This is a genomic window from Catenulispora pinisilvae, from assembly GCF_015356865.1.
GTDB lineage: Bacteria > Actinomycetota > Actinomycetes > Streptomycetales > Catenulisporaceae > Catenulispora > Catenulispora pinisilvae.
Genome location: NZ_JAAFZA010000283.1, coordinates 1 through 12189, shown reverse-complemented (window position 1 = coordinate 12189; position 12189 = coordinate 1). Strand labels below are relative to the sequence as shown.

Here is a 12189-nt window from a genome sequence, read left to right as displayed (position 1 = left end):
CCACCGTCCCCGCCCCCTGAGACCCGCGCCCGCGCGATCGCCCACGGCTCAAGCCGATCCCACCGCTCGACGACCACCGGCGCGCCGTGCACCTCCGTCAAACGGGCTTCAAGCGCGGCCGGGCTTGGGATCTCTGCGGAAGCGGGCATCCGCACAACATAACCGGCGCCGACCGGCGCTGCGTCGAAATCCTCCCGGCCCTGGCCGCGACCTAGGATCCGGGTATGTCAGTCGAGATCGAGGTCCTCCAGACCCCCACCGCCGAGATCGTCGAGGCGTTCGCCCGCCTCCTTCCGCAACTGTCGTCCAGCGCCGCCCCGCTGGACGCGGACGCCCTCAGCCGGCTGGCCGACTGGCCCGGCCTGACCACCCTGCTCGCCCGCCACGACACCGCGATCGTCGGCACCCTCACCCTGGTGACCTTCCCCACCCCTACCGGCCTGCGCGCCTGGATCGAGGACGTGGTCGTGGACGAGTCGGCCCGCGGCCTCGGCGTCGGCGCCGCCCTGACGAAGGACGCGATCCGGCGCGCGCAAGAGGCCGGCGCCCGCTCCCTCGACCTGACCTCCCGCGCATCCCGGGCCGCAGCCAACCGCCTCTACGAACGGCTGGGCTTCGCCGTGCGCGACTCGAAGCTCTATCGGTTCGCGGGGTAGGCGGCGCTGGCTCCGGAGACGAACAGAGTCACTGCATTGACGTTGGCGCAGCATGCGGCTGCGGTCCGTGGATGGTGGCGATCCTGTCAGGGGCGGCTTCTACGATCCGGGGTCATGGAGATCAGCACGTGGTGGGGCATCGTCGAGCAGGCGCGCGCCGCAGTCGGCGACCGGGCCGACGATAGAGACCCGCCCGATGACCCGTTGCCCGACGCGCTGGTAGACGTACTCGCCGCGCTGGAGCCGGCCGACATCATCGACTTCTACGTGAAGCACGTGGAGCTGACCGATTCCGCGGAGCGGTATCCGCTGATGTGGGCAGCCTTTCTGATCGAGGGCAGCTTCACGGACGATGGGTTCATGGACTTCCGCGACGGACTGATGCTGCTCGGGCACGAGACGTTCAAGCGTGCTGTGGCCGATCCCGACTCCCTGGCCGATCTATCGGTGGTCCTCAGGATGAGTCGCGACGAGGGCGGCTGGATCGGCTACGAGACGCTGAGCTACCTGATCAAGGATGCGTATCAAAGGGCCCGGGGCGAGACCGACACATTCGACACGGCGCTGGAGGCCGCGATCAAAGGCATGACGCGTCCCGAACTGCCCAGCGGTGGCAACTGGGACCCGGAGGACGACGACGCGATGAGGCACCACCTTCCCCGCCTCGCGGCACTCTTCCTGGACTGAGGGGATGAGGGGCAGATCACCGACCCCACCTACCGCGATCAAGAACAGCTGTTGTGACATGACTCGATAGGCACATGACTCGATAGGCGGTGCCTGTCCTGCCTCAATGGATCTGTTTCGCGGCAACGGCCGCGACCTGCGACGACCAGATGAGCCGAGACACGGGTCGCAGGTCCCGAGGTCTCCCGGCCGAGGCGGCCCGAAGAACATGACTGCCGGTCGCTGCCCCAGTTGATGTGGTCCGGGAAGCTGGCGTGTCACGCCTCGATGAACCGCTCGTGGACCCGGTCCCAGGAGGCCATCGCCGACTTGTCGCCGCCCAATGCGGAAAGCAGGCGTGGGAAGTAGGCCGCGAGGCGTTCCTCGTAGTTCCGGCGGCCTTCGATGAGGTCGTTGGCTGCTTCCAACAGCTCGGGGACGGTCTCCTCGATCCGCTGCCGGGTCATCGACGCCTCGCGCACGCCGCTGCCGTCACCGTCCTCCGTCTGGTGGGTGACACCGCCGAAGGACGGGAAGCGCACTGTATCTGGCAGAAGTGAGTGGAAGGGCACCCCGTTGTGGAAGTACTCGAACCAAGCTCCGCCGGAGAGCGCCAGCCAAGGCGTGCCGACCGCGAGCGCGGCGAAGGAGAATCCTGAGTGCGGTGAGAGGAGCAGCGCGGCGCGTTGGACCAGCGCCAACTGCACCAGCAGCGGGAGGTCATAGCCGTCGACCGCATCGACCGCGGCCATCAATTCGGCTGCGTCCCTGTGCGGCATCGCGCTGGAGCGGCGCCTGTGCGCCCCGGCAGTCTTGCCGATCAGGACGATAGTCGCGTCCGGCCATGCCGCGCGTAGTTCACGGAGCATCAGGAGCCAGGATCCGGTGGACGGGTAGCTGGCTCGTCCTCCACCCCCGCTGGGCAGCACGGCAAGCACCGGACCGGAGCCCAAATGCGGCGCGAGGATTTGCTCGGCCTCCTGCCGCGCCTGCGCCGGAAGACGCAGCCGCAGGTGCTGCTCAGGCCGGAGGGGAAGACCGGGGGCGTTGCCGGGCGCCGTGAAGTGCGCGGCTGCGGCATCGGACAATTGGGCGAGGCGGGGGAACTTGGCCTGCTCGGTCGGGTCATCGCGCCGGTAGCAGCGATACGTCCACTCGAAATCGCGTGGCACCTTCGCGTAGGGGGCGTCCGGGAATCCCGTCTCGGTCGGGTCGAACGTCACCGGGTACACGGCATCAAGGAAGTCGCAGCACTCGGCCAGTTCGAGCGGGGAGCGATAGGGCAAGGCGAGGGAGACGGCAAGGCCCGGATTGGTGGCGGCGTAGGCGCCGGCAATCTGCAAGCCCTCGATCACATGGCCGACAGGCGGATAGGTTGACCAGTCGACCAGAAGCCGTCCGGGCGCGGTGGAGACACGCGAAGTCGAGACAGGGTAAGGCATCGGGATCTCTCCAGGGAAGGCGCGCCCACGTCGGCGCGACGGGGCGCGGCGGTCAGGGCTTGTTCTGACACGTCGGGCGGCGGCCAGTGAGGGGCCGCATCCCTGGGAGGTCACTTCACAGCGGGGAGACTACCAACCGGCGTGCCTCGCCCGCCTCGTATTTTCGCGCCGAGCAACGGCCTTCGCCGAGACTATCCAGACTCACCGCGACAGGACAGTTGACCTGTACGGCTCAGAGCACAGGTCGTCGAGCTCTCCGCCGAGAGTCAGCCGGTCGGCCCGGCTTGCAGGACTTCGTCGGCATCGGGGTCAGCGACCTCCCAACCGAGCGCGTCGGCCATCCGTACTGCCAGCGCTCGCGCGTTTTCGTAGGCCCGGGGACAGCCGGAGGAACAGATCAGCTCCACCATGTTGACCCGCTCAGGCACCTTTCCCTTGCGGACGGCGTAGTTGCCGGCGCCGTCGGACGCGATCAGGGCCAGATGGAGCCAGTCGAGGTCGGCCTCAGCCTCGTAGAAAGCCAGGTCAGTCCGGCGAAGGCCGGGTACCGACTCCAGCAGTTCCACCAGCACATCCACCGGGACGCTCTCGCCGTAGCGGTCGTCCGAGCGAACGGTCAGGTACCTATACACTCCCGCATCCTCGCACCTGTGCCAAAGGCGGCGAGCTTGGTGCGGCATGGGTTCCAGCTCTCCCGGCCTGGCCCCGTCCGGCACTATGCAGACCTACGACCCGGCACACGCGGCTAGGAGGTCTCCTGGTCTGACGCCCGCGGAGAGTCACGGGCAGGGCGCGTCGAGGCGGTCGGGGTGTCATCCACGGTGGGGCTACGAATTCATTAGCCCGCCCTCGCTCATCGATGCCAAGATCCGGGAATGGAGAAGTCCGGCATCACACGTGCGATCACGGCTGCGACTTCGGTCGCCGCATCGCTCGGGCTGCCAGTCGACGACGCAGTCATCCTGCAGAACTCGAACAAGCTGGCACTGCGGCTTACCCCATGCGACGTCTTCGCCCGGGTCGCCCTGGTGGGGCAAGAGGTTGCACAGTTCGAAATCGAGCTCGCTCAGCGGCTCACCGAGGCCGGCGGCCCGGTGTGTCCCTTGGAGGCTCGGGTGGACCCGCGCGTGTACACGCGCGATGGCTTCGCAGTGACGCTGTGGACCTACTACGAGCCCGTGACACCTCACGTCTCACCAGCCGAATACGCCAAGGCGCTGGAGCGGCTGCACGCCGGCATGCGCAAGGTCGACGTGCCGAGCCCGCGGTTCACGGACCGGATCGCGGAGGCGGAGGAAATCGTCGCCAACCCGGATCTCTCGCCGGAGCTCGCCGACGCGGACCGCGTGTTTCTCAGCGCCAGGCTGGGAAGCCTGCGCAAGGCGATCGAGGACCGCGGCGCAGCGGAACAACTGCTCCACGGCGAGCCGTGGTCGGGCAATCTACTCAGCACGAAGCACGGCCCGTTGTTCATCGACCTTGAGACATGCTGCCGCGGACCGGTCGAGTTCGACCTCGCCCACGCTCCCGAGGCGGTCGGCGAGCACTACCCGAACGTCGATCGAGGACTGCTGGACGAGTGCCGACAGCTCGTCTTCGCGATGCTCGCAGCGTGGCGTTGGGAACTCGGCGACCAGTTTCCGAACGGGAGGCGATTCGGGGAGGAATTCCTGCGCTTGCTGCGCGAGGGCCCTCCCTGGCCGTCATTCGACACGGTGACGAGACGACTGGACGGCTTGTAGAAGGCGCCGAAAGTACGTCCCGCCACCTCTGGGCTTCGCCGGATGCGCCAGGTTCGCTGAGACGGGGCAGCCGGGCCACGATAGGTGGCACCTGGCCAGGGGGGTTGGAACTACTGGAGACGTATCGCAGTCCGGACAAGGTCTGCGACGGCTCTTGACCGGCTGTGCGATGGCCAGGCGATCACGGTGGTGACCTTCGGCGCGTCCAGCACGGGTACGGCGGCGAGGTCACTGTGCAGTTGGGCGCGGCACGATTCCGGTGAGACCGCGCAAGCTCGGCCGAGCGCGACGAGCTGCAACAACTGCGCGTGGTCGCGGACCTGCGGGCCGGGGCCGGGCGGGTAGGTGCCGTCGGGGCTGGGCCAGCGTGGCAGGGGCAGGCCCGGCAGCCCGGTGATGTCGGCCATGTGCACATGGGCCCGAACGGCGAGCGGATGCCCGGCCGGCAGGACCACGACCTGGCCCTCCGTGCTGAGCTCTTCGGTGTCGAACCCGGCCGTGGAGTCGAACGGCCGGTGCAGCAGCGCCACGTCGGCTCGGCCCTCGTGCAGGAGTCGTTCCTGCTCGGCGGGGCCGCACAGGATGACGTCGACGGGGACCGCGCCGGGTTCGGCGGCGTACGCGTCGAGCAGTTTCGCCAGCAGTTCGCGTGACGCGCTGGCTTTGGTGGCCAGGACCAGGCCGGGACGGCCGGTCGGGGAAAGGGCGGCGCGGCGGGTCCGGCGCTCGGCGGCGTCGACCGCGTCGAGGGCCGCCCGGCCCTCGGTCAGCAGCACCGAGCCGGCCTCGGTCAGCGTGACGGTGCGGCTGGTCCGATCCAGTAGCGCTGCCCCGAGTCGGCGTTCGAGCTGCTGGATCGCCCGCGATAGAGGTGGCTGCGCGATCCCGAGCCGCTGTGCGGCGCGCCCGAAGTGCAGCTCTTCAGCGACGGCGACGAAGTACCGCAGTTCCCGGGTCTCCATACCGCCACGGTATCCCGCAACGATACCTGGAAGGTATCGTTGCCCACCCGATCAGTGTTGGACCCCGGTCGGGGCCCGCGAGCAGCATGGTCCCCATGAGCGAACGAACGATTGCGTTGGTCACGGGTGCGAACAAGGGAATCGGCTACGAGATCGCCGCGGGCCTCGGCGCACTCGGCTGGAGCGTAGGCGTCGGCGCCCGCGACGAACAGCGCCGCGACGCCGCGGTGGAGAAACTGCGCGCGGCCGGCGTCGAGGCGTTCGGCGTACCCCTGGACGTGACCGACGACGCGAGCGCGACCGCCGCCGCGCGGCTGATCGAGGAACAGGCCGGACGCCTCGACGTGCTCGTCAACAACGCCGCCATCACCGGCGGCATGCCGCAGGAACCCACCCACGTCGACCCCGCCACCATCCGGACGGTCGTGGAGACCAACGTGATCGGCGTCGTCCGCGTCACCAACGCGATGCTGCCGCTGCTGCGCCGCTCCGCCTCACCACGGATCGTGAACATGTCCAGCAGCGTCGGCTCCCTCGCCCGCCAATCAGGACCCACTCCTGAGCAGACGGCGGGCCCGGTGTCCGCGGCGTATGCGACGTCGAAGACGTTCCTGAACGCCGTCACCCTCCAGTACGTCCGGGAGCTGAGCGGCACGAACATCTTGATCAACGCCGGCTGCCCCGGCTTCGTCGCGACCGACCTCAACGGCTTCCGCGGCGTGCGCACCCCCGAACAGGGCGCGGCGATCGCCATCAAACTCGCGACCCTGCCCGACGACGGCCCGACCGGCCAATTCTTCGACGACGCCGGTGTAGTGCCCTGGTGATGCACGGCGCACTTGCCGAGGTGAGGCCGCTTCGCCCGCGCCAACGTTCCGCACCGTTCCGGTTACGCGAACAAGCTCGCTGCGGAGGCGAAGGCCGTCAGCTCCCGCGCGATGTCGGGGCCTGCGGGGATGTAGATGACTTCGGTGACGCCTGAATCAGCGGCTTGAGTGAATCGGTCCCGTATCGAGGCGGCGTCGCCGCTCCAACCGATGTCCAGAAGGGTCGGCCCGGCGGCGGTGGCGACGTCTCGGTCACGGTCGACGAGCCGGACGATGTGGCCCTCGTGAACGATGGTGTGCCTGCGTTCTGGGGGCTGTTCCTGTTCCACCCGCTCGCGCCATTTCGTGCCCCCGGGAAGGTGGTCGACCGCGGTTGGTGAGTGCTGCCAGGCGGCGTGCACCACCATCGCGGTGTAGCCGGGTCCGGCGGCCTCGAGGACTCGGGGGTGGGTGTGGTCCTCGCCGGGGTCGAGCACGGTGCCGAACCGCAGCAGCGCCGAGTCGGCCCAGTCGCCGTGCTCCGTCGGGGTGCTGGTCCAGATGACCCCGGGGACGGCGAGTTCCCTGGCTGTCGCGATGCCTTTCGGGCCGGACACCGCGAGCCACAGCGGGACCTTGATCGGGCGTCGCGCGCCGAGGCCGGGGAGTTGCAGGTCGGGGAGTTGCATCATGCGGCATGCTCGGCCGTCGATGTCGATGGTCTGTCCGTCTAGAAGTGCGCGGACTTGGCGGTAGTAGGCGGCGGTCTGTGCCCAGGTGGCGGGTTTGCGTCCGAGGGTGTTCAGAGCGGAGTAGCCGGTGCCGAGCCCCACGATGAGGCGGCCGGGGGCCAGTTCGTCGACGGATGCGATCGCTGAGGCGGTGACCATCGGGTGGCGCAGGCCCGGGACCGTCACGCCGGCGCCGATGCCGATGTGTTCGGTGCCGGTGGCGATGCGGGCCATTGCGACCCATAGGTCTCCGTACAGGGCGGGAGCATCGGCCAGCCAGACGCGGCGGTAACCGAGCTGTTCGGCGAGTCGGGCCTGGGCGACGACATCTGCGGTCGGCACCAGAGCGCAGGAGAGGGCGGGTCGGTCGGTCACGTCGTTGCTCCGGTGGCCGCCGCCTGCCACAGCGCTATGGTCGCGCCGCCCGGGTCCTCGATGACGGCGACGGAGCCGGCGGGCAGATCTGTGCGCGGCCGTATCAGTGTCGCGCCGAGGTCGATGGCGCGTGAGAGAGCGTCGTTCAGGTTGTCGACCGGGGCGTAGGGGACCCACTGCGGTGTTCGTCGGTCGTCCGCGGTCAGCGTGGTGAAGCCGCCCCACGGCTGGTCGGCGTCGCCGAACAGTGGCACTGTCGCCCCGCCGGCGGAGAGTTCGTTCACCGTCCAGTCGAACATCCGGGTGTAGAAGTCGCGCGAGGTTTCGATGTCGGCGGTTCGCAGGTCCATGAAGACGAAAGGCGGTGTCACGGTGCGTGGCTCCGTTCGCGGGTTCGTAGCGTGTCGGGCGCCGAAATTTTCAGGACGCCTGTCCTGAAAACTTAGGACGAGTGTCCTGACTATGCAAGCCGAACCGTTAGTCTGGTGGTCGTGACCGCACCCGAGCCCGAGCCGCTCTCGCCCAAGCACGCCGCCAAGCGGCGGCAGATCATCGAGGCGGCCCAGCGGATCCTGGCCCGCGACGGTCTGGCGGCGTGCACCGCCCGCGCGGTGGCCGACGAGAGCCCGCTGACCAAGAGCGCGATCCACTACTACTTCCAGGACATGGACGAGATCGTCGACGCGGCGATGGCCGCGCACCTGACCGCGTTTCTGAGCCTGGTCCGAGCCGCCGCAGACCGCCACGCCGATCCCTCCGAGCGGTTCTGGGCCGCAGTGCGCACCTACCTTGAGATCTTCCGGCAGCAGCCGAGCACGGCACGGCTGTGGTTCGCCTACTGGGTAGACGCCGGCGAACGATCCCGGACCGGTCCCATCGACGGCATGCATCACGCGGCCACCGAGCTGCTGGCCGCACTCCTGACCGACATCCCGATCGCGCACGCGGCCCCCCGCGCCCATGCCTTACTGTCCTACCTGCTGGGAACCGTTGTTCAACAAGCGATTCGGCCCCTTCCGTTCACGGCTCTCGCATCAGAGATCGCCGAGCTGTGCGGACCCGAACTCGTGATGCCGACGACGTAGACGAAGCCTGCGGGCGCCTGCGGGCTCCCGGACCCAGCGCCAGGTTTCTCGGCACTTGCTCCGAGGTGCGGTAGGAGCCTTCGGTTGATGGCTGACGGCCGATCGGGGTAAAGCGTGCCTACGGCTGCACTAGGCCCTGTCGCGCCAGCGGGCGAACTGATCGGCCTGGTCTGGCGGATTGAGACGGCGCACCCACTCTGCTTCGAGCGCCGGATCCAGGTCGTCGGGGTCGGAGACCGCGAAGACGACGACATGATCGGCGCCCGTGCCGAAGATGCCGGCGGCGACCAACGATTCGAGTGCCGCTACACAGGCCTCGTACACGCCGTCTCTGAACCTTGTGAACTCCGCGTCTGGCCGATCCTCGGTGCGCAGTCGGCGGCTGATCGGCGCGAACCGCTCGGCGGTGACGTTCTCCATCGACCACTCCGCCGGACTCCACTGGTAGTACTTCGCCTCGGCCGGATCCTCGGACTGAAGCTGAGCCAGGTGGGAGCGGGTGTTGACGGCGCAGCACACAGTCATCGCGCTCGCGTCGGAGTACAGAGCGTACCCGCAGTAATCCGCACCCGGACGAGCGTTGATCAGCCCGACGAAGGTCTCCCGTGCCGCGCGTTCTACCTCGGTCTTCAGCCAGGCCTCGTCGTCAGGCACGACGGCAACCGTTGCCACAGCGCAGTCTCATCGCTCCAGTATGCCGAGTGCCTGCCGCGGCTCGTCGGCCGAGCCGCGGCGGGCGCCATCCGAAATGGTCTGTTATTCGATGCCGGACGCCGTGGTGAACTGAGTCACCAGGGAGACGAACTGGCCGGAGTCCTGGACGAGCATCGCGTGGCCGGCGTCAGGGAACATGACCAGTTTGGCGTGCTTGGCCCGCGCGGTGATGATGCCTGCGTTTCCGGGCGGGGTGATCTCGTCGAGGGAGCCGTTGGTGATCAGCATCGGGATGGTGCTGTCGGGCAGCTTGTCCCAGGTGCCCTCGAAGGACCCGTATGCCTGTCCGGCCTGGTATTGACGCAGCAGCGTCTCGTCGCTGACCTTCTCCGGCGGGATCAGGCCGAGCTGCTTGATGTAGGCGGTCCGCGCGGCGGTGGCGTCGGCGGGGAAGAGCAGGTCCATCATCTGCGGCCCCGTGGTCTTGGGGCTGTTGAGCTCCTCGGCCACGGCGGGCGGCGTGTTGACGGCCTGGCTGCCGCCGAGGTCGCCGCCGGTGCTCACGAGCGCGCCGATCGCACCCGGGTGGAGCGCGGCGACGGTCAGGCCGATCTCGCCGCCCATCGACCAGCCGAGCAGCGTGGGGTGCTGTAGACCCAGCGCCTTGATCAGACCGGCGGTGTCATCCGCCATGAGCGCGATGGTGTCGGGGACCGAGGTGTCGTCGGTGGTGTAGCCGACGCCGCGGTTGTCGAAGATCGTGACGTGGTAGTGCCGGCCGAGCTGGCTCAGCAGGTCGACGGTCCAGTCGCTCATGGTGCCGGTGTCGCCCATGACCATGATGAGTTCGGGGCCGGAGCCGAACTGGCGGTAGCCGATCTTGATGCCGCCGACCGGGATCTGCCGCACCGGCCCGAGGAACGCACCCGGCCCGCTCGGGGCGGAGTCCGGGACGATGGTCGACGCCGCCGGGGTAGCGGTCGTTGCCGTGGCCTGCGTGCTCGGCCTGCTGCTCGGCTCGCTGCTGGCCTTGCTGCTGGGAGCGCTGGTCGCGGACCCGCCGCCGGACGAGCAGGCGACCGCTCCGAGGGCCACCGTGGCGACGGCCACGGCCAGCCGAGGCAGGGCGAGGGCACGCGGCGTGTGGTGCGATGCGGACATGAGGGACCTCCGTGCTGATCATGCGTGGGTGGGGCGTTGAGCAAGATGAGCTGTGGGCTGTTCCGCGGCTCAGATGTGGGCAGTCAGACGTGGGCGCTCAGACCTGGACGCCCGGGCGGTGGGCGGTGGTCAACCGCTCCTCGCGCAGTTGGAGAAGCGCGATGAGCAGGAGCGCGATGTCGATGAACCAGTCGGCCGTTGTCACGTTTAAGAGCATCCGCCGACGCGCCCCGAACTACTTCAACCCAGGGGTGCAAACCGGGTTGAAGTCTGCGCCGCTACCGCTCGGTGTTGTCGACCAGGCCGAAGCGCCAGGCCCAGGCGATCAGCGCCCCGCGATCCTCCAGCGCCAGCTTGGCCAGGACGTGGTTGAGGTGCGTTTTCACGGTCGCCTGGCTGACGACCATGTCGCGTGTGGAACGATGGCTGCTCGCGGACGTCGTTGTCGGAAAGCTGGTCCTCGTCGATGAAGCCCTACTGGCAGCAGTATTGGTGGCGGCTGCTGTTCCGTGCGGACGGTGAGCCGGGATGGACCGTGATGGGTCCCGAGCCGGTCAGGCAGGTTCCGAACGCTGCGCTGAAGAAGGCGCCCCTCGAAGCGTGGGCCGACGCCTTGCTGGAGGAAGCGCCCCACGAGCTCGACGATCTGTGCGGCGACCTGCTTCTTGAGTGTTACGACGAGCCCGCACCAGCCGACGGCACTCCGCCGGTGTACTCGCGCCAGGTACGTCTGCCAGGAAGCTGATCAACCCACGTCGCCGTGATCTTGGTGTCAGCCATCGAGAAAGAGTGCCACCTACCGCGAAAGGGCACATCCAGGTGTGACTGGACTCGACAGCTGGCACCTGGGCAACGGTCCGGACTGGAGTTCTGTGCGGTTCGTGCCTCGACATGTGGCGTGGGGGCGCCAACTTGCTTGGCACCACCCATGACTCCTGAGGCGCGCATCAGCCTCGTAGGTCAGCGAAGTGCGGATCTTCGAGAACGTGTCGCAGTTCCTTGCGGGGGATCCGCAGAGTGGACGCCGCGTCGTAGAAGGCGTGGACCCAGAACCTTTCATTGAGGACGCCGTCCCAGACTTCTGCAACGGCCGCGCGGACCTCCGCCTCCCAGGCTCGCGGGTCGCTCTGTCTCAGCGCGGCGAACTCTGCCACGCGGGCTTCCTCGACGGCGATCGCCTGGTCGAGGAGTTGTTCCCCCAGCGTTGGTCTGCTCCAATCAGTCTTCTCGCGCCACCAATAAGGTTGGTCTTCCTTCGGCTGCACGTCTTCGTATACCGTGACGAGGCCGAGCAACTCGATCGGGTTGTCCGCCGCGAAGGTGAATCCGTCTTTCGCCGCGAACCACATGCTCAGCCCCTCGTCGTCTTCGTCGTCGGGACATTCCGCCTCAAGGCTGTAGCCCCGACGATTCATGAGCTGAAGGCATGTCTCATACACGTTCGCGTGACTACCTAGTGAGGCCATGCGGCAAGCCTACGAGCAACGCCGCCGGCGGGAGATCTTCCGCTCGAGCGACAGCGCCGACCAGCCAGATCACCTCGGTATCGATCTTGGCGCCATCTATCGAGTCAAAGTGCCACGTATCAAGTCACGTCGCACCAGGGCTCATGATCCGCAACCCCCCGCCCTTGGTGCGAAAATATGTTCGAGTAGGATCCGGAGGCGTGGAACCCCTCATCCCGTTAGCCCGTGCCGTGGCCTCCGAGGTCGACCGTCTCGGCGGCTTCCCGGCCGCCGTCCACATCGACGGCCGCCGGTCGGTGGTCGTCGTCGAGGGCCTGGCCGGCCCGGAGACCGTTGCCCGGATCCAGCACGCGCTCGGGCGGGTGCGCTTGCGGGTGGAGGCCGACGGCGTCGGTCGGCTGCGCGTCTACCCGAGTTGAGTGGGGGAGGGGGTGCGGCGGGGC

Annotated in this window: 15 protein-coding genes; 7 read left to right on the top strand and 8 right to left on the bottom strand. The window is 68.2% G+C overall.

Annotation, left to right across the window (positions count from 1 at the left end; genetic code table 11):
• Window positions 1-224: 224 nt before the first annotated feature.
• Together IZR01_RS42975 and IZR01_RS42970 are read left to right on the top strand one after the other, a co-directional pair.
• Window positions 225-656, top strand: a complete 432-nt coding sequence (locus tag IZR01_RS42975) for a GNAT family N-acetyltransferase (protein ID WP_194927187.1) — start codon at window positions 225-227, stop codon at window positions 654-656.
• A 114-nt stretch (window positions 657-770) separates the two neighbouring features.
• Window positions 771-1343: a DUF4240 domain-containing protein gene (locus IZR01_RS42970; RefSeq protein ID WP_194927186.1), complete on the top strand. Its 573-nt coding sequence runs from the start codon at window positions 771-773 to the stop codon at window positions 1341-1343.
• Between the two features lie 257 nt (window positions 1344-1600).
• Here IZR01_RS42970 and IZR01_RS42965 read toward each other — a convergent pair whose 3' ends face one another.
• Together IZR01_RS42965 and IZR01_RS42960 are read right to left on the bottom strand one after the other, a co-directional pair.
• Window positions 1601-2665 carry a hypothetical protein gene (locus IZR01_RS42965; protein WP_194927185.1) on the bottom strand — a complete coding sequence of 355 codons (1065 nt, stop codon included), beginning with the start codon at window positions 2663-2665 and terminating at the stop codon, window positions 1601-1603.
• A gap of 365 nt (window positions 2666-3030) precedes the next feature.
• The gene (locus IZR01_RS42960) at window positions 3031-3396 is read right to left on the bottom strand and encodes a hypothetical protein (protein WP_194927184.1); all 366 of its coding nucleotides are present in this window, start codon (window positions 3394-3396) and stop codon (window positions 3031-3033) included.
• Window positions 3397-3639: 243 nt separating this feature from the next.
• Between IZR01_RS42960 and IZR01_RS42955 the strand changes: the two genes are divergently transcribed.
• A complete protein-coding gene (locus tag IZR01_RS42955) occupies window positions 3640-4506 on the top strand; it encodes a phosphotransferase (protein ID WP_194927183.1) in 867 nt (288 codons plus the stop codon).
• A gap of 110 nt (window positions 4507-4616) precedes the next feature.
• On the opposite strand, the gene IZR01_RS42950 is transcribed toward IZR01_RS42955, so the two are convergent.
• Complete coding sequence (locus IZR01_RS42950) at window positions 4617-5468, bottom strand: LysR family transcriptional regulator (protein ID WP_194890997.1); 852 nt, start codon at window positions 5466-5468, stop codon at window positions 4617-4619.
• 95 nt (window positions 5469-5563) lie between these two features.
• Here IZR01_RS42950 and IZR01_RS42945 point away from each other — a divergent pair, with 95 nt between their 5' ends.
• Window positions 5564-6295, top strand: a complete 732-nt coding sequence (locus IZR01_RS42945; RefSeq protein ID WP_194927182.1) for an SDR family NAD(P)-dependent oxidoreductase — start codon at window positions 5564-5566, stop codon at window positions 6293-6295.
• A 62-nt stretch (window positions 6296-6357) separates the two neighbouring features.
• On the opposite strand, the gene IZR01_RS42940 is transcribed toward IZR01_RS42945, so the two are convergent.
• A complete protein-coding gene (locus tag IZR01_RS42940; protein ID WP_194927181.1) occupies window positions 6358-7380 on the bottom strand; it encodes an LLM class flavin-dependent oxidoreductase in 1023 nt (340 codons plus the stop codon).
• Entirely contained in the window at window positions 7377-7751 is a 375-nt protein-coding gene (locus IZR01_RS42935; protein ID WP_323747257.1) for a VOC family protein, read from the bottom strand. The genes IZR01_RS42940 and IZR01_RS42935 overlap by 4 nt, the downstream gene beginning before the upstream one ends.
• A 120-nt stretch (window positions 7752-7871) precedes the next feature.
• Between IZR01_RS42935 and IZR01_RS42930 the strand changes: the two genes are divergently transcribed.
• A complete protein-coding gene (locus IZR01_RS42930; RefSeq protein ID WP_323746026.1) occupies window positions 7872-8465 on the top strand; it encodes a TetR/AcrR family transcriptional regulator in 594 nt (197 codons plus the stop codon).
• Between the two features lie 129 nt (window positions 8466-8594).
• On the opposite strand, the gene IZR01_RS42925 is transcribed toward IZR01_RS42930, so the two are convergent.
• Both IZR01_RS42925 and IZR01_RS42920 read right to left on the bottom strand, forming a co-directional pair.
• Entirely contained in the window at window positions 8595-9119 is a 525-nt protein-coding gene (locus IZR01_RS42925) for a DUF4303 domain-containing protein (protein ID WP_194927180.1), read from the bottom strand.
• 102 nt (window positions 9120-9221) lie between these two features.
• Entirely contained in the window at window positions 9222-10280 is a 1059-nt protein-coding gene (locus tag IZR01_RS42920; protein WP_194927179.1) for an alpha/beta fold hydrolase, read from the bottom strand.
• Between the two features lie 466 nt (window positions 10281-10746).
• On the opposite strand from IZR01_RS42920, the gene IZR01_RS42915 reads away from it, so the two are divergent.
• A complete protein-coding gene (locus tag IZR01_RS42915) occupies window positions 10747-11025 on the top strand; it encodes a hypothetical protein (RefSeq protein ID WP_228561229.1) in 279 nt (92 codons plus the stop codon).
• Between the two features lie 202 nt (window positions 11026-11227).
• On the opposite strand, the gene IZR01_RS42910 is transcribed toward IZR01_RS42915, so the two are convergent.
• Window positions 11228-11746 carry a hypothetical protein gene (locus IZR01_RS42910; RefSeq protein WP_194927177.1) on the bottom strand — a complete coding sequence of 173 codons (519 nt, stop codon included), beginning with the start codon at window positions 11744-11746 and terminating at the stop codon, window positions 11228-11230.
• Window positions 11747-11946: 200 nt separating this feature from the next.
• On the opposite strand from IZR01_RS42910, the gene IZR01_RS42905 reads away from it, so the two are divergent.
• Complete coding sequence (locus IZR01_RS42905) at window positions 11947-12165, top strand: hypothetical protein (RefSeq protein ID WP_194891005.1); 219 nt, start codon at window positions 11947-11949, stop codon at window positions 12163-12165.
• Window positions 12166-12189: the final 24 nt, after the last annotated feature.